The organism is Amphritea japonica ATCC BAA-1530, assembly GCF_016592435.1.
Taxonomy (GTDB): domain Bacteria; phylum Pseudomonadota; class Gammaproteobacteria; order Pseudomonadales; family Balneatricaceae; genus Amphritea; species Amphritea japonica.
In genome coordinates, this window is record NZ_AP014545.1 from 2,419,150 (window position 1) to 2,441,112 (window position 21,963).

Below are 21,963 nucleotides of genomic sequence, written 5' to 3' on the forward strand. Positions count from 1 at the left end.
CTAAGGAGAGATGCGTGATTAACCATAACAAGTCCAGGCAGCGGGGTTTTACCCTATTAGAAATTCTCGTTGTTCTAGTCATTCTCGGGCTGCTGGCAGGACTAGTGGGACCGAGGGTATTGAAGCATCTGGACAGTTCCAAAACCAAAACAGCGATGCTACAAATCCAGGAACTCGGTGCAGCATTAGATCTTTATCGTCTTGAAGTTGGTAGCTATCCCAATACAGAACAAGGCCTGGACGCTCTTATTAACCGGCCTGAAGCTGCAAACAGCTGGAACGGCCCCTATTTAAAAAAGAAAGTGATCCGGATGGACCCCTGGGGTCAGCACTATCACTATAAATTTCCGGGTGAATTTGGTGAATACGACCTATTCTCTCTAGGTGCCGATAACCATGAAGGCGGTGAAGGTGAAAAGGCCGATATTGTCAGCTGGAAATAGATAAAACAGGCAAGGATAAATGCAACAACAATCATCTCAAGTACAACAAACCGGTTTTACACTGCTGGAGCTGCTGGTCGTAATGGCCATCGCAGGGATGTTGCTTGCGTTGGTTGTTCCCCGCTTCGGTTCGGCGTTCGCCGGGGCTCGATTTCAACAACAAACTCAGGCATTAAACACCTCTCTTAAACAAGCCCGAAATAAAGCAGCAAGAACAGGTAAAATAACGCGACTGGAGTTATCAGAAATAGAAAACAACTTACTAAACGCTGAGGGGGAAGTACTATATAGCTGGCCTGAGGATTCTCAATTAGTTTTTTTAGGTCCGCAGGAAGAGCCCATTAATAACGGCTACATCATATTTATACCGGGAGCAGGAAGTAACGGCGCAACGTTGCTATTCTCCCAGAATAAAGACAATCAGCAACGCCTGGCCAGGTTCAGTATAAACTGGCTAACGGGAGGAGTGAGCTATGAGACACTCTAGTTGTCAGCAAGGCTTCTCTCTACTGGAAGTTCTGGTAGCCATGATTGTTGCCGCCCTTACCCTCGGCGTGATCCTTAACTTATTCTCAACAACATCAAAGAGCGCCTCCCTTAACACCCACTATAGGAACGCTGTGCAAGTTGCCGAAAGCACTATGGAACAACTCGCCAGTCACCCTCTACTGACATCTCAGGTAGAAGGTAATGAGTCAGAGTATCGCTGGCAAGCCAGTATCACTCCATGGGAGACCGCGAGCACAGAGTCTGTACGTTCCCCTTTCGTGCTATATCAAATCGAAGTACAGGTTAGTTGGGGGAATCGTCAGGATTATCCGGTTGTATTGAAGACCCTTCGTCTGGGAGGCCCTTCATGACAAGACAGCTCAATAAATCATCCGGTTTTACGCTGTTGGAAATGCTGGTAGCCATGGCTATCACTACCATTCTGCTAACCGTCGTTTATGGTAGTTTTTATCAAGGCATCCGCAGCTGGCACGGTATCTCTTCTCACAACGAAGCAGAAGAACAGCAATACCTGATACGGCAACACCTGCGACAACAGCTACAAAACGCTTTACCTGTTAGCGCCGAGCAGAGGCCTAATCGTCCCATTGAATTCACCGGAAAAGAGGACCATATTCAATTCATCGCCGCGCTATCTCCATTACAAGGTAATGCCGGTTTATATAGTTACCAGGTGACACTTCAAAAGGAACCTGCCGGAATCAACATCCAGATAACCCCTTACGAAAGTATCCACGAAGAAAGCTGGCAAAACCTTACGCTTGAATCCAGCAGCGCTCTTCGTATCGAGTACAGTGATTCAGTAGGTAGTTCAGCTAACTGGACAGACCGATGGCCCTACAACAATCGCTTACCTCACCTTATTAAAATTTACCAATCCGACACCTCCCTCTCTGACTGGCCCCCTTTGACTATACAGCTTAGGAGACACCGGCATGCATCCTAAGTGCAAACAGAATGGTATGGCCTTGTTAAGCGTACTCTGGGTGGTAACCATACTCACGCTACTGGCAGGAAGTCTCGTTGCCAGCCAACGACAGAGCACTGACACCACTCGGCAGTGGCTACATCAGGCACAGGCACGTTATGCGGCAGAAGCAGCCGTTCACCTAACGCTTTACCAGCTATTAAATCATCAACTACAACCCGGCTCAGAAGATTCAGAAGAAGAGCCTCTCCAATATGCTGACTTCATTGTAAGCAGCAATATCTTTAGTGAGGGAGGTAAAGCAGATATCAACCATATTTCCGGCCCTCTCCTACACAAGATAATACAGGGCCTGTTAGATGACCCACAGCAAGCGGATGCTATTGCAGATCAAATTCTTGACTGGCGTGATGGTGATGAGCTGGTGCGACTGAATGGCGCAGAAAAGCGCGATTACCGACTGGCTGATCACCCATTTACCCCCTCCAATCAACCGTTCAAAAACATCGCTGAGCTTCAGCGAATTTTAGGTATGACAACCCCTCTTTATTTACAATTACAGCCACTGGTAACGGTATATTCCGGACAAAGCAATATTGATATGGCTGCTGCCAGGCCTGAACTTATTGAAGCCCTGGGAATAACCACAAACCAGTCCCGTCGCTTTTTTAATGCTGCCAGTAGCCGTCTTTTAGAAATATCTGCCAGCGTTGAGAAACCTGGATTCAGCACGACCCAACTCACTTCTACGATCGCCTTACAGCCAGGTAACATCAGAGATCCTTTTCATATACTCGCATGGGATTACTCTATCCCCGGATTGACCGACATGGCAGTAAACCTTCTGCCAGAACAAGGAGGTAGAAATGCTACCGAAAGATAGTACATCACACGATAGCAGCCTTCTCGGCTGGGATCTGTTATTTCAACGTAGCAATGACGCCATGTTAATGGTCGATGCCGATCTCAATATTATTGATGCAAATGAAACCGGGTTAAAACTCTGTAATATTGGCCGAAATCTTAGCGATATCGATAGTATAAGTAGTAAGCAGGATGAACGACGTACGATAACCAGCAGCGTCCGCTGGTCGCTTGACCAGAGGACAAATTCTGAAGGCAGAGTTATTTTCCTGAAGCAGAACAATGCCGATGTTGAAGTAGATATTTATCCTGTTAGCCACCCTGATCAGGGCGCTGTGGTGATTATTAAAGAACCCACAGAATCACTGAACCATAGAGAACTAAAGGGCGAACCCGAAAAACTTTATCGTCTGGGGATGACCGCCGCTGGCATTACCCACGAACTAAGCAATCCTGTAAGCGCGCTCTATAGCCAACTTGAGCTGATGCAAAGCCAGTTAACGCAGCCCGATACTCAACTGCAAACCTGCCTGGATCTTGTCAGTAGAATCCGGATGATTCTTAGAGAACTCTCCGGGATCATGGAGCATACATCAGCACTTGAACCACGGAGCATAGACCTTTATGAGTTCTTACCGCACACAATTAATCTGCTTAAATTCTGCCCAACCGGACGGGAAGTTAATATGTTTCATACCATCAGTGAAGACATTCCTCTTCTCAACATAAGAGAAAAGCATCTGATGCTGTTGCTCGATAATATTTGCGACAATGCGCTCAAGGCTGTCGAAAAAGGGGGGCGTATCGATATTGATGCGAGTTCCACTGATGACGGAGGGATCGAGTTGAGGTGTTCAAATAGCGGTCGGAATATCAGCCAGGAAGCGCAGATTCAAAAAGATATTTATCATCAGGGAATGGGCGTAGGCCTGATGATCACTCGACAGATTATTGAAAGCTATCAAGGCTCTATAAACATATCCAGAGCCGCTGATGGCGGTACCGAAGTACAGCTAAGCTTTCCGGCCCAATGCTGTCAGGAACGACTTGATAGCGAATAACCCAGAATCTAAGGCAGGGGACTTTTAATGAGCAACATACTGATAATTGAAGACGAACCGGTTCTTAATGATAACCTGAACCAATTCCTTAGTAGTAAAGGTTATCAAGTATACTCGGCGGACTCCAAAGCTACGGCAAAAATTCAGCTTTCAGACCACCTGTTTGATGTCATTCTCAGTGATTTGCGCCTGCCTGATACCAATGGCACTGAGTTAATCGAATATATCAAAGAGGTCGCGCCGGCCAGTATTGTTTTAGTAATGACCGCATACAGCTCATTAGAAACAGCTTTAGACGTATTCCACTGCGGCGCCCATGATTACATCATCAAACCTTTTCCCCTGCAGGAAATAGAACATAAAGTTGAAAACGCCCTGCAATACAAACAACTGCTCAATGAAAATGCTAACCTTCGTAACCGGCTCCAGCAAGGGGAAGATAATATAGAACTACTGGCAGGTAGTAGTCCTCAGATGTGTGAATTGCGGCGCCTGATTAGTAAAGTTGCCGTGACTAACACCAACGTCTTGATTCAGGGTGAAAGTGGCACTGGTAAAGAGCTGGTTGCTCAGTCTATACATGCAAGATCACTTAATAACGAAGGTCTTTTTGTACCTGTAAATGTGGCAGCAATACCCGACGGGCTGGTAGAAAGTTACCTGTTTGGTCATATTAAAGGCTCTTTCACCGGCGCTAATCAAACCCGCGAAGGGGCATTCAGAATGGCCTCAGGAGGCACGCTGTTTCTTGATGAAATAGGCGAGATGCCTCTTCAAATACAAAGTAAACTTCTACGGGTACTGGAAGATAGTCAGGTCTATCCGGTAGGTAGCGATTCATCAGTACCCGTTGATACCCGAATTATCTGTGCAACTCACAGAGACCTGGAACAGATGGTCGCCGATGGGGAGTTCCGTGAAGACCTCTGGTACCGTCTCAACGTTGTTGACCTTGCAACCCCCCCTCTACGGGAACGCATGGAGGATATGCCTGCGCTTGTCTCTCTGATTTTACAACTACTTCAAACAGAGCTAAAACGCCCTATCCTGGAGGTCGATAATGATGTTATCCACCACCTTATGAATCAGCCTCTAAAGGGAAACGTGAGAGAACTTAAAAATATTCTTGAGCGCGCTGCGGTTTTATGTGATGACAACACTATTCGGGTCAAAGATCTTGCGCTACCCTCCAGTGATCTGATCAATTTACAGCTAGATGAAAACGGTACTCTTTCTGATCTAAATTCGGCGGTAGAAAAGTTTAAGCAACAACACATAGTAGCCGCTCTTGAAAACACTGAAGGATGCCGGGAGTCCGCTGCCCGGTTACTTGGTCTTTCCACCGCAACGCTATACCGACAATTGGATAAATTAGGACTTAAGGGCTATGTTGCTCGTTCATCTAAAAGCGGCCCGCTACCTTCTGGTGATGAGTGATGACAACACCTCATAAACAAACAGAAACAGACTCCGCTAACAGACAGGTCTCCAGTCATTCGGGGCATGACGCGCTGTTTTCACACAAAACAACCAACCTGCAACGTACGTTTACTGTCGTTAGCCTGATTACCATTATGCTTATCAGTACTGTGGGCGCACTGGTACTGACTAATATAGTAACAATGAAGATGCTGCAGCAAGATGCTCGGATCACGCAACAATTTATCCAGACCGCAGCCGGTACCGAGCGTTTACCAGACACCCCTTATCAGGAAGATTTTTTCAATAGTAAGCGCTGGCTAGCTGGATACCTTCAGCGGATTGGTCGTTTCCCCGATACTCCCCTGGTTAAGATCTATGCACCCGACCAAACCATAGTCTGGGCATCTGATCACCATCTGATAGGACAACGCTTTACCGATAATATTGAGTTAGCCCAAGCTCTCAAAGGGGCCTTAGTATTCAAGCAGGAAGATATTTCAGCACTCGACGAAAGTACAGATAAAACAGATCTAACCTACTTTTCAAAAGATCTGGATCAGGTAATCGAAATATACATTCCTTTGTGGAACTCTGATCAAAGCAAGGTCGTTGCCGTAGTTGAGCTATATAAAACACCTGACTTTCTGTTCCAGAGTATCTATGAAATTAAGATCTACATCTGGTCAGGAGCAGCCTTAGGCGGCAGTATCCTGTTTATTGTATTGTTCTCCCTTGTCAGAAAAGCCAGCACAACCCTCCGCCGACAACGGCAGGCAATCGTGGAATCAGAAGCATTAGACACTGTCGGTGAAATGACCTCGGCTATGGCTCATGGTATTCGTAACCCGCTTGCTTCAATTCGTTCAAGCGCTGAACTGGCGCTACTCACCCCTGACAACGCCTCGCGCATGTCTGAAAACATAATCTCTTCTGTTGATAAGCTTCAGGAATGGATTAGCGAATTTATTCAGTTTACTGAAACAGAATCACGCTTTGATAACCAAGTTGTGGTATTTGACGTATTAGTCGAAGAGAGCCTGCAGTTAATCAGTGAACAAGCTAACCATCAAAATATTGTGATCGAACTACTCCCTTTTGAAACCTATGCCCCGGTCAATGGAGATCCTGCATTGTTACGCCAATTACTGGGAATTATTCTGGATAATTGCCTTGAAGCTATGCCTGACGGGGGCATATTGACTGTTCGACAACAGAATCATGATAAGCACCATCTGCGTCTGGAGATTAGTGATAACGGTGTAGGTATTCCACAAGACCAACTGAAAAATGTGTTTAGGCCTTTTACCAGTAATAAGAAACATGCACTGGGACTGGGGCTGATGATGGCACAACGAATCGCTACACATCACAGCGGACAAATTGAGCTCACGAGCCATGAAGGTGAAGGCACAATTGTTTCCGTGATTCTTCCTATCGTGACCAACATAAGCTCTAAGGTACTGGTTATAGATGATGAACACACCTTTGCTGAAAACCTTAAAGCTTATCTCGAGCAATACGAGTTTGAAGTAAAACTTTCAGACAATGCTAAAGACGGTCTGTCTCATGTCCGTAACTGGCAACCGAATATAGTACTTACTGAGATAAAACTCAGTGATATGGATGGTATAACACTGTGTCAGGAAATCCTGAAAAGCTACTCACGAGCGACTATTATCGCATTAACAGGGCAGTCCAACGATAGTCGGGATAAAAAACGAGATATCCTCAGTCGACTACAACAGGTGGGAGTTAGTCAAATAATGACAAAACCCATACCGCTCGCAGAGATCCGGGTTATTCTGGAACAAGTAAAATCAAATAGTTACTCAAATTCGCAAACCTGATAAAGAGAGTTTAACTCAAGATTCAAAGGTGCGAATCAACACAGAGAATAGAGCATATTTATAGAATAAAAACGATATAAAACATGACGTTAATTTTTTAGGAATAGCAATTGCTTTATACATTTGATGTTAGAGGCTTTATTCATTATGCAGCTAATAAGCAACATTTATGAAATGCCTGGCAACATAACGAAAACATTCTCAGGTGTATTGGAACGGAGTTCCAATACGACTGTAAATCATTCGGGGGGATGATCAGCAGCGTAGAAAAAGTGGCGGACCGTGACATGGCATCAACAATTTTAATTATTGATGACTCACCATCGAACCAGCAAAAAATGTTTAACTGGCTCAGGCCTACCGGAAATCGTTTATCTTTTGCAAAAGACCATCACTCTGCAATGAAGATACTTCGTCGGGAGCAACCTCAACTAGTTATATTCTCTGCTGAGCTACCCGGTGTATCTACGCAAAAGCTGATCAACAAATTACAATCCAGAGCACCTCTGGCCAAGCTGATAGCTATTTTATCAGCAACCGGAGGGCCGGTTAGGCCCAACCCCGAATTTGCACAACATATCAGCGACTTTCTGATTGAACCACTGTCTCAGGAAGAAGTACTGATTAATGTTTCGCAACTACTCAGGCTACAGCGTCTGAGCATGGAGAACTACTACCTGAGAGAGGAACTGGCGTTTTCAACGCTGGCAACACACTGGCACTCATAGGGGGGTTCGCCATGAACAGGATGTACATAAGAACAACGCTGTACAAAGCAGTTATATCAGCAACAGTATTACTACTTACCCTGTCTTCTCAGGCTGCAGAAATGGATCACAGCAACCACGCAAGTCATGGCACAAATGCTGATTCTGAGACGTCTGCCAATAATACAATGGATCATAGCGCTCATCAGAAACATTCTATGGCGGCAGAATCTAACGACCCACATGCACATCATAAAGCGATGATGTCCAATTCAAGTAAAGACAAAATTCTCCGCAGCAGCCATGACTATAAAGCGCCCTCGCTAACAATGTTAAATCAAAAAGGTGAAAGCATTGAGGTTCAGCAACTTCTGAACAGCGATAAGCCTATGATGGTTAATTTTATTTTTACAACATGTCCCACAATCTGCCCTGTTCTCAGTTCTACTTTTTCCGTCGTCAACCGAAAGCTCGCTGAAGAGAAAGACCTCACTATGATATCAATCTCTATAGACCCGGAAGAAGACACACCTGAAGCACTGCAACGCTATGCTGCTAAATTTGAAGCCCGTGATAACTGGACGTTTATCACGGGGGCTATAGAAGACAGTATTACCTTACAGAAAGCATTTAACATTTATCGCGGCAGTAAAATGAACCATGAGCCAGTCACTTATCTCCGAGCCAATGCGAGTAAACCCTGGACCAGACTCGAAGGCTTTCCCAGCAGTGAACAGCTGATAGGTGAGTATCATCACATGCAGATGGGGCATTAATAAAACCTATGTATACGATCAGGTCACTGCTGGGGATTTCATTTATACCTATAGTCCTATGCCTACCCAATTTGGTGTGGGCAGAGCAAGGCACTTCTCAGCAGAATCCAACCCAGCTAAGTCAGGCACACCTGGAGACGCTACCTGTCAATTCTCAACTAGCGGAGGGTCGTTCGCTATTTATGACAGGCTTATCAAAAGACGGAAGCCCGATAACAGCCGTAAGTCAGGGGCAGCCATTATCCGGGGAGCTATTTGCTTGCGTAAACTGCCATCGTCACAGTGGTCTTGGCACCAGCGAAGGAGGCTATCAGGTACCCGATATTACAGGCCCCACCCTGTTTTCTCCAATTGAGGTAAAGCAACGGGAACTGTACGCTGAACGCACCGAAGGTTTTTACACCCGACCCGCTTATACTAGAGAAAGCCTGCGAACAGCAATCACTCATGGCATCAGCACCAATGGGAATACATTTAGTAAAGTCATGCCCCGCTATCAGCTTAGTCAGTCACAGGCCGATGCACTGATCGATTACCTAAGCACCCTGGATTACTCCAATCCACCAGGCGTCAGCGCTGACAACCTTCAATTAGCAACCATCGTTACCGAAGGCACATCAAAAGAGAAGAAACTAGCCCTGATAAACACCCTAAATCAGTTTTTTAAAGAAAAAAACGCCCAAACCCGTCACGAAGTAAGACGGGTAAAATACTCCCCCTGGCATAAAGACTGGCATTACGATAATTATCGCCACTGGCAACTTAATACCTGGGAGCTAAACGGAGATCCTTCAACCTGGCAAGCCCAGTTACAGCGATATTATGACGCCAATCCAGTATTTGCAGTCGTGGGTGGTACCAGTCATCTGGGCTGGAATCCCATAAGCTCATTCTGCGAAGCAGAAAAACTACCCTGTCTCTTTCCTGATACTGACCTGCCTCCCAGCAAACCAGGACATTACAGCATCTACTTTTCAGCTGGTATGAGTTTAGAAGCCCGTCGAATAATTCATTTTCTAAAGAAAAATTTGCAATACGATAAAGTTATCCAGATAACAGGCAAAGATCCTCGTGGTGCTGTTGCAACTGAGGAACTACAAAAACGGATATCGAAACTCCAAAACAGAATCACTTTTGAGAAATTAGCCTTTTCTGAACTTCTGAACACTCCGACACGCATTCTTGAGAACAGCGCACGAAATCTTTATGTATTATGGCTTACCGAAGCCGAACTGAAACACTGGCCTACAGGGATCGACATTTCAAAATCCAGAACAATACTCTCCTCAACACTTCTTGACCGCCGGTTTAACCAGATACCAGGCAGGTTAAGTCAAACAAGCTGGCTAGCCCACCCCTATAGCCTGCCAGGGGACTCCGGACGCAGAATACGTAGTAAAGCCTGGATTTATGCCCGGAAAATTGTCACCCCCTACGATAAACTCCAATCTAACACTTACCTTGCTCTCAGCGTTTTAACTGAGTCTATGATGCATATACGTAGTAATTTTTCACAGGACTACCTGATTGAACGTATAGAACATATGTTAGAGAACAGCCCTGAAACCTCAGTATATCAAAGACTTAGCTTAGCCCCCGGACAACGGTTTGCATCCAAAGGCAGCTATCTGATTCCTCTCACTGAAGTCAATGTTTCACCAAAAATCGCTCGCCAATACTGGGCCGTACCTGAGCTCTGATCTCTCTGACTGCTCTGTTGCAAAGTTGATAAATCTCCCTCTCTCTTCGTGTCTCAAATGAGAGAACCATACTGTCACTCAACAGCAACACTTTAGCTTTCATACCTGCACATACCCTTAACCAACTGTTTTTAATAGATTTTAAAAATAACCATCCAACATGGTTCACTTTTTGCTCTCTTATTTATCAAGGCTAACCTAATTTACGTCGCAGTATCGGGACTATGTGTTTGCTAGCCGACATTACGATGATTCTAAAAAAAGAACGACAAGAGGGGTTCGACGCCATGTCTTGTTTTACAAAATTAAAGCGACAATGCGGTGATGGAGCACACAAGGCAGCGTTAGGCTGCTCTCTGCTTTTCGCCAGCGTTCTTGCAGTTTCAACAGCACAGGCTCAGCAAGTTAGCATTAACGTGGTAACACCTGATCCTGTAAATCCATCTATCTTAAATCCAGTGGACGGTTTCCGCTGGCTTATCGAGGAAGACACTACCTGGGATATCAAACCAGGAGTACCAACTGGAAAATCATTATCCACCGGGTTTCACAGCAGTTACTCGCCTCTCGCTGGCAAAGGTGAATCCGCAATAGGTAATATCAATCCAGTTGTATCACCTGATCTGGATGCATCTAAACGTTATTACATCAGCGTTACACCTCATACTGGCTACACCATCGGTGGTGCAGAAATTAAGGCCGGTGTGACAAGCGTTGATGTAATCGTTAACCCACTCCCTCTGCCAACGGCTCAAATTTCTATTTTAGTCTTTGAAGATTTTAGCCCGATTAACGGTGCTCCTGATCTGCCAGAAGAAGACCCAGCTATCAGCGTTAACCAGGGGCGAATTAACGACCCTGATGGCGGTGAATTTGATCCCACTCAATTCCGGATTTTGCTTGAAGAAGCTGGTGGTCGTTATGGCGCAACCGGCGGCGCAGTGACTCAGGATGCTTTTGGCAACCTCTTGGGCACTGAGTATGAGTACGATATCGACGGTAACGCGGTACTCGTTGATGGAGCTCCAGTTGTTCTCGTTCCGGGCAACGGTGTCATACAACCCGCAGCTGATGGTAGCGTACTGATCAAAAACCTTGCTCCAGCTAAGTACGGCGTTATTGTGGTCCCTCCTACTGGCGGAGGCTGGTTACAGACCGGTACCATTGAAGGCAGTAAAGTCATTGACGCCTGGGTAATGGCAAATGAACCATCTTATTTCACCGAATTTGGGCCTCCCGGCTTCCATGTCTTTACTGGCTTCCAGAAAGCCTTTGAAGACACTGCATTTAAAACAGATAACTTCGGTAGTGCCACAATCACAGGACAAGTTGTCAATAACCATATGTCCCGACCACCGGAACTGGCCTTCTATAACGGTGAGCCATTCCCTGGATGCTGGGTAGGCCTAAACCAGGCAGGTGGATTGCCTGCAATTGAAGCCCAGCCTTGTGATGAAGACAGCAACTTCAGTTTCACCAACGTGCCTCCAGGCACATACGAACTGGCTATCTGGGACGATAACCTGGATATCGTTCTTGGATATCAAACAGTAACAGTTCCTGGCACGCCAAATGCCATCGTAGATGTGGCTGAAATCCCAGTCTTTAACTGGTTTACAAAGTTCAGCTCCAGTGTATTCAACGATCTTGACGGAGATGGTTTCCGCGATCCGAACGAAGGCCCTATGGGCGCCGACTCTACTGCCGTCAACTTACGCTTCCGTAATGGTACGGTGTATCAATCTTTCGCTGTTGATACTGAAGGTGAAGCACCCTTCGACGAAGTGTTCCCGTTCTTTCACTGGTTGGTTGCTGAGGTAGATTTCGCAACATTAAAAGCTACTGGTGCAACTTACGTAGTTGATAACGGAGGAGAAGTACGTGCTGATGCAGGCTGGGATGATCCAACGTTCGATACGTTAACCCCACAACCCCAGTTTTGTACACAAGCTCGAATCGATAATGCCGTTGATGCTGGTGATGCCGCCTGTGTTGGCGCTACAGCAGGTGATGCAGCAGTTAACCCTCATACTGGCAATAACCTGTCAACGACTCTTCAGGGACAAGTACTGACATTAGGAGTACAGAGCTTCCTTGGTCAGACTAACCGCATTGAGTTTGGTAAACAGCACTACCCTGATGGTGAAAATGGTGGTATTTCAGGACTCGTTTTATACGCAATTACACGGGCAGAGAATGATCCTCGCTATGCTGCCGCTGAAGAATGGGAACCAGGTATTCCAAGAGTTCAGTTAAATCTGTACAAAGATTCCCTCAATGATGGAATTATCGACAGCCAGCTCCCTGGCGGAGGTAATGTAAATGTTGATGTGATTAATGGGGTTTCTCTTCATAGAAAACCTGACGTCGACCGACATCCACTAGGAAACTTCCCCGGGCCTGAGGATACCGACCAGGGTCCTGCCGATGGTGCAGGATATACAACTGGCGTATTCGATAACGGTGATGCTATCCAGGTAACCTGGACCGATAGCTGGGATGATGCCAACCCTAATGCATGTCAGGGAGAAACGTATACTGTACATGCAGAACTAGGCGCCCCTGACGCTTTCACCACAGATTGCCACGACGGCCTGCGAAACTTCAACCAAGTCACCAACGGTCTATTCGATGGTGGATATGCATTTAATGACATAGCAACCGGCGTTTATATTGTAGAATCCGTAATGCCAGAAGGATACGAGCTACTTAAAGAGGAAGACCGTAACGTCGACTATGGAGACGCTTATGTTCCATCACCACTGCAACTACCACCAGAATGTGTGGGTGACGAACATTTAGTACCTCCTTTCATGAGTTACATGACCGATGAAAATGGGGATCCTCTAGACGGGAGTCTAACAGCTGATGAGGCGCCTTTTGCAGGTCAGATTCGTCCGTTGTGTGATCGTAAGATTGTACTGCTCGGCACAGGTAAAAACGCGGCAGCAGACTTCTTCATGTTCACCGACGTGCCTATTGCAGCCCATGTAGTCGGTGGTATTTTAGATGATACCGCAAATGAGTTTGATCCAAACTCTCCTAACTTCGGCGAAAAGTATGCACCACCATGGCTACCTGTTTCTTTCCGAGACTGGACTGGTCGTGAAGTATTGCGTACCTACTCTGACGAATGGGGTAAGTTTAACGCATTGGTTCCTTCCAGTTTTACTGTAAACCTACCTATACCTACGGGCCTGTCACCTAACATGCTAAGCGCATGTATGAATGATGCCAGCCCTAAACTGGTAAACGGTAAACTGGAGAAAGATCCATTCCATAACCCCCAATACAGCCAGTTCTGTTATACGTTCCAATATGCGCCTGGCTCAACTACCTACCTTGATACACCCGTGGTACCGGTGTCTGCTTTTGCAGGGCCTGATCAGTTCGCACTTGACTGTGAACTACCTACCACAACGCCTGGGATATTCAGCGTAAATAGCAGTGTGACCGGCGGACCTGCAGCAGTTGTAGGTACTGAAGAGACTATCACTATCACCTCTTTGGGTAACGCGGTTGAAGTTGCAAATCCTGAGTACGATGGCACAAGCGCTACCCCTAAAACAATCTTCCGTGATTACAGTTTTGGGGCAGTTGAAGGTACGGTTACTCTGGGCGGTGTCGATATTAACACCATTGCAAGTGGCGCTGTATCAACCTGGAGCGAAGACACTATTACCTTTACTGTTCCGCTAACTGCAACTACCGGACAGCTGGAAGTTATTAGTGCTACAGGAGAAAAAGCACCCAATGGTGTAACGCTAAATATTATTGGCGCAGCTGAAACTGTTGCGATTGTAACTCCATCCAATAATCTGACCGATACTCCTATTCAGGATGCAATAGATGCAGCTACGGCTGGTGATCTGATTTTAGTATCACCCGGCGCTTACCACGAACTGGTTATTATGCATAAGCCGGTTCGCTTGCAAGGTTTTGGGGCAGCATCAACTTCAATTAATGCCGTTCGCTCTCCAACCTCTAAGGTTGAAGCCTGGCGTAACCGAATTTACGACACCGCAGGTACAGAATACGACCTTCTTCCAGGTCAGGTACTCGGTGGCGCTAATGCAGCGGGCCAGTTACCAATCTTCGGCAGCGAAGAAGGTCCAGGTATCTTTGTCGTAGGTAATATCGGTGAGTTTGCTACTGCTACTTCCCGTATCGATGGTATTGCCATCACCGGTGCAGTACAAGGTGGTGGTATCCTGGTTGGTGGTTACGTTGACAATCTGGAAATCAGTAACAACGACATCTACAGTAATGCGGGTAGCTTCGGTGGCGGTATTCGCTCCGGTTATCCAACATTAACTAACCTAGTTAATGGGGATCAAATTAATGTCGATAGCGAGAATAACAACCTCAATATCCACAATAACAAGATCGTCAAAAATGGTGGTAACGGTGGCGCCGGTGGCGGTGTTGCACTCTACACCGGTAGTGATAACTACCAAATCACTAACAACCTGATCTGTGGTAACTTCACTCAGGGTAATGGTGCTGGTATTGGTCACCTTGGGCTAAGTAATAATGGTCTGATCGCTGATAATACTATTGCTTACAACCAGTCCTTTAATCAGGGACTGGAAGTAAACGGCGGTGGTATATTTATCGGTGGTAAAGAAGGTCTTGAAGCCAACAACGGTGGACTACAGCAAACCCCTGGTACCGGCTCAGTTCTAGTTGAAACCAACAAGATCATGGGTAACCAGGCAGGAGCAGGCAGTGGTGGTGGTATCAGCCTTAACTTTGTTAATGGTGCCGATGTTACGGCAGCTCCCCTGACCAGCAGCCTATGGCACAGTATCGCACTGTATGACAATATTATTGTCAACAACGTTGCTGGTCGTGATGGTGGCGGTGTAGCACTTCGTGATGCTAGCGCTGTTAGCATGGTGCACAACACTATCGCTTATAACGACAGTACTTCTACTGTTGCTGCAACTTTTAATACTGGTTCTGACAATTCTGCACCTCAACCGGGTGCCGGTATTGCTTCCCGTATCCATAGTGCCGGTCTGGAATCAATATCTGGTCAGACTCACTCTGATCCGGAATTGGTAAACAACATTATTTATCGTAACCGCAGTTTCTCTTGGGTAATCGATAGTCTTGCCATACCGCAAAAGTTTGCTCTGACACCTGATATCTCAAACGGTGAAAGTCCGATTTATAGTGATATCTCTGTAGTTGACAATCAGGCTCTGAGCCTTAGTCCTCGGAACTCTCTTCTGACTAAAACGACTGAAAATGCTGTATATACAGCTGATCCTATGAATGCAAATAAGGTTGCAGGACTAGGCCATGTAATATTTACAAACCCATTACCAAACGGTCAACCCGGTCAGACCTTGATTCTTGAAGAAGGACTAGGGGCCTTCAATGTTGCAGCTGCACTTGATGAAGGTGGTAACTTTATCGATGTCCGATTCGGCCCGCTAACTCTTGATCCAGTTCTTATCGGTAGCTACCGGTTGGCTAACGACCCAACAAACAAGGCTATTGATAATGGGCAATCAGATATTCTGACAGGCAATGCAAGTCTAGCCGCTGACTTCTTTGGCACTTCCCGATTCTACGGTGCCGGTGCTGAAATAGGTGCAGAAGAACTGGCTCTTGGAGCTATACCGGTTGCAGTAGACGATTCCCGTAGAGTTGCCTTTGCTGGGCCAAGCACAAGTGATCTACAGGCATTTGTACTGAATATCAATAATCTGTTACTTAATGATATTAACCATTTAGGCTGGACTACTACGGTACCTGTTGTTGGTAGCGAAACCGGTGGTGGGGTACTTAGCTGGAATGATTTGAACGCCAATCAGTTTGCTTTCCGCACACCGACAGGCGCCGGATCAGTTGGCCAGTTCAGTTTCCAGTACAAAGACACTGCAAGCCCATTAACCAACACAGCAACAGTGACGCTAACAAAAGACATCTCAGTTATGAAGGCGTTGGCCCGTACAGAGACGAATGGGGATCATAGGTGGCGCATTAATGGCTATTCTACTTTCCCGAAAGGAACCTCAGTTCGTCTCTACCTAAACGGAACCGCATCTGGTGCCCCATTTGCACAGTGGAATTTAACAGGTGTTAATGGTCGCTGGTTCTACCATGTTAACCAGGGAACTGATCCTACAGGTATTACTAAAGTAAGCGTGCGCATCGGTAATCGTGTGCTTAAAAACATCCCACTGCAACGATAACAGTCAGTGCGGTCAGCCCTGCTGACCGCACCCTGACAGGTATCAGCTCAAAAGTTTAAGGAGCGAAACCATGAACAAGAACACAGTAAGCCTGATGGTCAGAGCTGTTATTGCCGGTGCGATATTAAGCTGCGCCGGTTTAGCAAACGCTACCGTCTATTCTCAGTGCCCAGGCGACCTTAATGGTGATGGTGATAACACTGATATTGGTGAATCTTCAATTGTTACTCACGATCTTAATGGTGATGGTGACACTTTAGATCCTGGTGAAGTGAACACTGCTAAATGTATGCATTTGACCGGAGGAGACGGTTATATACAAATGGCTGACGATACCCCCCGCCCACTCTATATGTTTGGCTTTGGCGATCTCACCGGTACACCCGATGATCAAATAATGCTTGAGGGCGTATTATCCGCGGAGTTCCCCGCGCCTAATATAGAACTTCAACAGGGTGAAGAGTTTTACCTTACTTTATCTAATACAGGTATGGTGATGAGACCTGACCTTTTTGACCCTCATACCGTTCACTTTCACGGCTATCCTAATGCTTCATCAATATTTGACGGGCTGCCAGATACCGCTGTATCGATCAACATGGGTGCCAGCATAACCTACTACTACAATATTCAGGATCCCGGTACCTATATGTATCACTGTCATGTTGAGGCAACTGAGCACATGCAGATGGGCATGCTGGGTAATTTATATATCCACCCAGCTCAAAATGGCACTACCTTTGAATACCCCCTGACGTCAGGACGTACTTTTGACAGGTTTGTCTACAACGACGGTGATGGGTCTACCGGCTATGATGTTGAAGTGCCAATACAACTAGGCTCATTTGACTCTGCTTTTCATGATGCCAGTGAGTCAGTTCAACCGCTGCCCTTTGCAGAGATGGCTGATAACTACCCAATGCTGAATGGTCGCGGTTATCCGGATACGGTTATAGCAGGCGCATTACCTTCAGTAGACACACACCTGGACCCCGGCATTCCATTCAAACAAGGTAGGCAAACCCAGCCAGTAGATACTCATATCGAAGCAACTCAGGGAGAGAAGATTCTGTTAAGAATATCAAACCTGAATGTAACCCGCTTTTACTCGATAAACACTCTAGGTATTCCAATGGAGGTAGTCGGAGTAGGAGCTAAACAGCACGTCGGACCGAGTGGTAAGAAACTCTACTACAAAACTCAATCAGTCACTCTAGGTGGTGGTGAGGCGCTTGACGTAATGCTTGATACTGCTGATGTCGCCGCTGGTAAATATTACCTCTATACCGGTAACCTTAACTACCTGAGCAACGGCGATGAAGATTTTGGCGGAATGATGACTGAAATCATAGTAAATCCAGCTATCTGATTTGAGCAGTGAAGGAGAATTATCATGAAACTTTTACACAGCTTTGCCGCACTCACCAGCGCGCTGGCATTCTCGGCAGCCAGTTGGACGGTGCAGGCAGAGATAATAGGCATCGAAGGCACTACCACCGATGGCCACCAGAAAACGTTTAACCTCGAAGCCGGTTCAGCAGCAATAAATACACCCGATGGAGACAGTCTGTTAATCTGGGCCTATGGGGATATGGATAATGCATCTTCAGAGGTGCAATACCCTGGACCCACTATCATAGTTCATGAAGGTGATGCGGTAACGATTAACCTGACCAACCTCAATATAGGTGAACCTGTATCGATGGTATTTCCAGGTCAGGAAAATGTAGCAGCCGTCGTTTCCACTGATCTTAATATAGACGGAACGACTGACCGGGTTGTACTGACGGAGGAGGCCAGTATTGGTGAAACCGTTACTTACAGCTTCACTGCCAGTAAGCCAGGAACTTACCTTTATAACAGCGGTTCTAATCCAGATCTGCAGACTGAGATGGGGCTTACAGGAGCAATGATCGTTCGCCCTGCTATCAATCCAGATAGTCAGGCATATAATACATCTGACTCAGCATACGACCATGAGTATCTTTACTTCCTGACAGAAATGGACCCTTCTATTCATCAGGCGGTCGACTTCGGCTTAACCCCGGATACGAGTAACTATGACGCCGTTCTCTGGTTTATGAATGGTCGAAATGGTCCTGATACCCTGTTCGATAACAATGTCGGCTGGATGCCACATCAACCCTACGGCTCGCTAACCAGAATGCACCCGGGGGAGAAAGTTCTGTTACGAATTATCGGTGCGGGACACGATATGCATCCACTGCACACCCATGGCAACCACTTTCTACAGATTGCCCGCGACGGTCATGTCCTCACCAGTGATCCAGCAAACGTAGAGACAGTAGGTGCGGACCTCGCATTCAGTGACTACACTCAACAAGTTCTGCCAGGAGCAACCTATGATGCGCTCTTCGAATGGACTGGTAAAAACATGGGTTGGGACATATATGGTCACACTGAAGCTGGCGGTGAACTATGTAATGGTCTGGCTACTCGATCAGATTCTACTGACCCTGTAACCTTTGAAGATTGCAGATTCCATAATGTACCTGTACCTGTTGATCTGCCCGAAAACCTTGATCTGACTTTTGGTGGTTTTTATAGCGGTAGTCCGTTCCTGGGCGCGATGGAATCACTCCCTCCGGGTGAGGGTGGCTTAAACCTCAATGGCGGTCTGTTCTTTATGTGGCACTCCCACACAGAGAAAGAGCTGGTCAATAACGATATATTCCCAGGCGGCATGATGACCATGCTTATCATTGAACCTCACGGCGTACCAATCCCATAGGGTTGGCATCAGAGAATTAAGGAAAAGGAGTCTTACTATGAATACCTTGAGACACTCCGCTTTGCTAATCGGATCCCTGATGCTGACATCTGGATCGATTCAAGCGGCAACATACGACCTATGCGTAGGTCCAACAACTAAAATCATATTACCCGAAGGTGTTATTCAGATGTGGGGGTATGGACTGGATCCAGTGGGATCAGGCAGCTGTAACGCCACAGTTCCAGGCCCTCAACTGGATGTACCCGTGGGTGATTCGACGCTGACGGTCAACCTGCGAAACACTCTGCCATCAGATACGACATCTATCATGATACCAGGACAGGGACTCCCTGATATCGGAGGAACTCCAGGTACCTTTATCGACGGTCAGGGACGAACTCGTGTCAGATCTTTTGTCTCAGAAACTCCATCAGGTGGAGGTACCGGCACTTATACATGGAACAATATTAAAGCTGGTACTTATGCTTATCAGTCTGGCACGCATGTTCAGATTCAAGTACAGATGGGATTATATGGCGCCGTTGTTAAGAACGAAGCGAACGGTGAAGCCTACCCAGGCGTCACCTATGACCAAGACAAAGTGCTAATCTATAGTGCAATTGATCCAGTCTTACATGACACCGTTGCATCAGGAAATTACGGTCCTAATGGAACTATGACCAGCACCGTGCGCTATCAACCAAAGTATTTTATGGTTAATGGAGAGCCTTATGCTCCAGGAAGCACACCAGAAGATATAGGTCTTGCTGGTAGCACAACGCTACTCCGCATGATAAACATGGACATTGATACCCATGCTCCCAACTTGCTAGGAGGGCATATGGACTTGGTAGCAGAATCAGGTTATCCATACCCATACCCTCGCCGCCAGACTTCAGTAAACTTAGCCCCAGGCCAAAGCAAGGATGCATTGCTAACTCTCGGTGAAGCAAGTAACCCACCCGGTTCTGTAGAGCTGTCATTATATGATCGGCGCTTAAATACAACTAACGGAGGCACTTCAGGAGGAGGTCTTGTTAATCAATTCACTGTTTCAGGAACAGCCGCATCCGGAGATCCAATTTACTACTTCTCAACCTTTGCAAATCAGAGTAGAAATTACACTACTGTTGTTGCAGGGTTAAGTATTGAAAACCGAGACGTGGTCAGCTTTAATCCTGCTACTGGTGACTGGGCTTTAGTATTTGATGGATCTGACCCTGCCTATAATCTGGTAGATGCTTCTAATGCCAGCATTCCTGCAAATATAGATGCATTACATGTATTTTCAGATGGCCGAATGCTCATGTCCTTCAGTACTCCCACAACTGTACCAAACATTTTATCCCCTGTAGGCGGGTCAGCTATTGTAATGTTCGATCCATTAAATGTGGGTAATGAATTCAATATAGTTTATACCCCTGAAGAGCTTAGTCTTACAAAACCAGGTGAGAACATTGACGCTCTGAGTCTTGATGTGAATGGCGATCTGCAAATTTCCACCATAGGGTCAGCAAAAGTTCCGGGGCTCAGCGGAATTCAAGATGAAGATGTGATCCGCTTTAGCCAAGCAACACGCACCTGGGGAATGATGTTTGACGGTAGTGACCTGAGTAGTGATTTCACTATAAATGCTGCAGATATTGATGCGTTGGCACATCCGGATGCCAACCAGCTATTATTCAGTATCGTCGGAAATGTCAATCCGTTGGCCGGTCTCCCCAGTACTAATGATGAAGACATAGTGCTATACAGTGGTAGCTTCGGCCTGAATAATACTACAGGCTTGCTGGAAACCCGTATGGATATGACTGAAATTGGAGGATTTCCTTTCTATTCTGATATTTCAGCTATGAGCTGGAGCAGTGGTTTACCCTACGTTAATAGTGCACCAACTAATGGAGATGATGCTTACAGCTTAGATCTCAGGTTAAATGCAACGCTAGTTATTGCAGCTCCAGGCGTCTTGGCTAATGATACTGATCCGGACATGAACTCTCTTTCTGCTCAAGCTGGCACAGTTACCACTACATTGGGGGGCGAAATTGTAATCGCTGCCGATGGTAGCTTTAGCTATACTCCACCGGCAATTACAGGAGGAACCGATACCGCAACATATAATTCTGATGACAGCTACGGAGGCGTTACTCAGGGAACAATTACTATCAATGTCGAGACTAGTCCTGAGCCAGTTAATGAAGCACCATTAACCTACAATGACTGGGTATCTACTGATATAAACACAGCACTTGAAATCGATGTACTCGCTAACGATACAGATAACACAGGGGCTATCGATCCATCAACACTTCACATCAGATTAGAACCAACTCAAGGTGGAACAGTCGTTATTGATCCAATTACTTATAGGATTACCTACACGCCTCCTATTAACTTTGTAGGTACAGATATATTCAAATACAAAGTAATGGATGAATTTGGTTTAATATCTGGTTTTGGAGGAAAAGTACGTATTAACGTAACCAACCCCTAACCCCCCAGCAAGCAGAGTCCAGGGTAGGATAACTGTTTGCTAAAGGGGAGCCTCAGGGCTCCCCTTTTTTTATTTTCAATAATCCTCTGCCAGCTTTCTATTCTCAGAATTAACAAAAAGAGCCTTCTTCTTCCATCGCAAGTGAGAGGAGTAGATAACAATCAAACCAACACACCTTGTGTCTCTAAAAACAAACACACATAACTAATTGTTTTAAAAGAACTAAATATCATTATCAGCAACTTCGGCCTGTAAATTGCTTGTATTTATC

At 46.1% G+C, this 21,963-nt stretch carries 15 protein-coding genes; all 15 read left to right on the forward strand.

The annotated features are described in order from the left end of the window. Positions 1-14: 14 nt before the first annotated feature. The 15 genes from gspG to AMJAP_RS11365 all read left to right on the forward strand — a co-directional run bounded on the left by gspG (position 15) and on the right by AMJAP_RS11365 (position 21,692). Complete coding sequence (gene gspG, locus AMJAP_RS11295) at positions 15-443, forward strand: type II secretion system major pseudopilin GspG (protein WP_019620457.1); 429 nt, start codon at positions 15-17, stop codon at positions 441-443. 19 nt (positions 444-462) lie between these two features. Beyond that, positions 463-930: a type II secretion system protein gene (locus AMJAP_RS11300; protein WP_019620456.1), complete on the forward strand. Its 468-nt coding sequence runs from the start codon at positions 463-465 to the stop codon at positions 928-930. After that, positions 917-1,303 carry a type IV pilus modification PilV family protein gene (locus AMJAP_RS11305; RefSeq protein ID WP_019620455.1) on the forward strand — a complete coding sequence of 129 codons (387 nt, stop codon included), beginning with the start codon at positions 917-919 and terminating at the stop codon, positions 1,301-1,303. Before AMJAP_RS11300 ends, AMJAP_RS11305 begins: the two co-directional genes overlap by 14 nt. After that, entirely contained in the window at positions 1,300-1,899 is a 600-nt protein-coding gene (locus tag AMJAP_RS11310; RefSeq protein ID WP_019620454.1) for a prepilin-type N-terminal cleavage/methylation domain-containing protein, read from the forward strand. Before AMJAP_RS11305 ends, AMJAP_RS11310 begins: the two co-directional genes overlap by 4 nt. Next, the gene (locus AMJAP_RS11315) at positions 1,889-2,764 is read left to right on the forward strand and encodes a type II secretion system minor pseudopilin (RefSeq protein WP_019620453.1); all 876 of its coding nucleotides are present in this window, start codon (positions 1,889-1,891) and stop codon (positions 2,762-2,764) included. The genes AMJAP_RS11310 and AMJAP_RS11315 overlap by 11 nt, the downstream gene beginning before the upstream one ends. Beyond that, a complete protein-coding gene (locus tag AMJAP_RS11320; protein WP_019620452.1) occupies positions 2,748-3,806 on the forward strand; it encodes a sensor histidine kinase in 1,059 nt (352 codons plus the stop codon). The genes AMJAP_RS11315 and AMJAP_RS11320 overlap by 17 nt, the downstream gene beginning before the upstream one ends. A 27-nt stretch (positions 3,807-3,833) precedes the next feature. After that, complete coding sequence (locus tag AMJAP_RS11325) at positions 3,834-5,243, forward strand: sigma-54-dependent transcriptional regulator (protein WP_019620451.1); 1,410 nt, start codon at positions 3,834-3,836, stop codon at positions 5,241-5,243. Next, a complete protein-coding gene (locus AMJAP_RS11330) occupies positions 5,243-7,075 on the forward strand; it encodes an ATP-binding protein (protein ID WP_019620450.1) in 1,833 nt (610 codons plus the stop codon). The genes AMJAP_RS11325 and AMJAP_RS11330 overlap by 1 nt, the downstream gene beginning before the upstream one ends. A gap of 287 nt (positions 7,076-7,362) precedes the next feature. Next, entirely contained in the window at positions 7,363-7,803 is a 441-nt protein-coding gene (locus AMJAP_RS11335; RefSeq protein ID WP_169336934.1) for a response regulator, read from the forward strand. Positions 7,804-7,814: 11 nt separating this feature from the next. Beyond that, positions 7,815-8,558 (forward strand): SCO family protein, encoded by a 744-nt coding sequence (locus AMJAP_RS11340; protein ID WP_083935231.1) that lies wholly within the window; start codon positions 7,815-7,817, stop codon positions 8,556-8,558. A 182-nt stretch (positions 8,559-8,740) separates the two neighbouring features. Further along, entirely contained in the window at positions 8,741-10,258 is a 1,518-nt protein-coding gene (locus AMJAP_RS11345; protein WP_019620447.1) for a c-type cytochrome, read from the forward strand. 287 nt (positions 10,259-10,545) lie between these two features. Next, entirely contained in the window at positions 10,546-16,464 is a 5,919-nt protein-coding gene (locus AMJAP_RS11350; protein WP_019620446.1) for a right-handed parallel beta-helix repeat-containing protein, read from the forward strand. Positions 16,465-16,534: 70 nt separating this feature from the next. Then, positions 16,535-17,833: a multicopper oxidase domain-containing protein gene (locus tag AMJAP_RS11355; protein ID WP_019620445.1), complete on the forward strand. Its 1,299-nt coding sequence runs from the start codon at positions 16,535-16,537 to the stop codon at positions 17,831-17,833. Between the two features lie 24 nt (positions 17,834-17,857). Continuing rightward, on the forward strand, positions 17,858-19,216 hold the full coding sequence (locus AMJAP_RS11360; RefSeq protein ID WP_019620444.1) for a multicopper oxidase domain-containing protein: 1,359 nt from the start codon (positions 17,858-17,860) through the stop codon (positions 19,214-19,216). Between the two features lie 247 nt (positions 19,217-19,463). Next, positions 19,464-21,692: an Ig-like domain-containing protein gene (locus AMJAP_RS11365; RefSeq protein WP_169336933.1), complete on the forward strand. Its 2,229-nt coding sequence runs from the start codon at positions 19,464-19,466 to the stop codon at positions 21,690-21,692. Positions 21,693-21,963 lie beyond the last annotated feature (271 nt).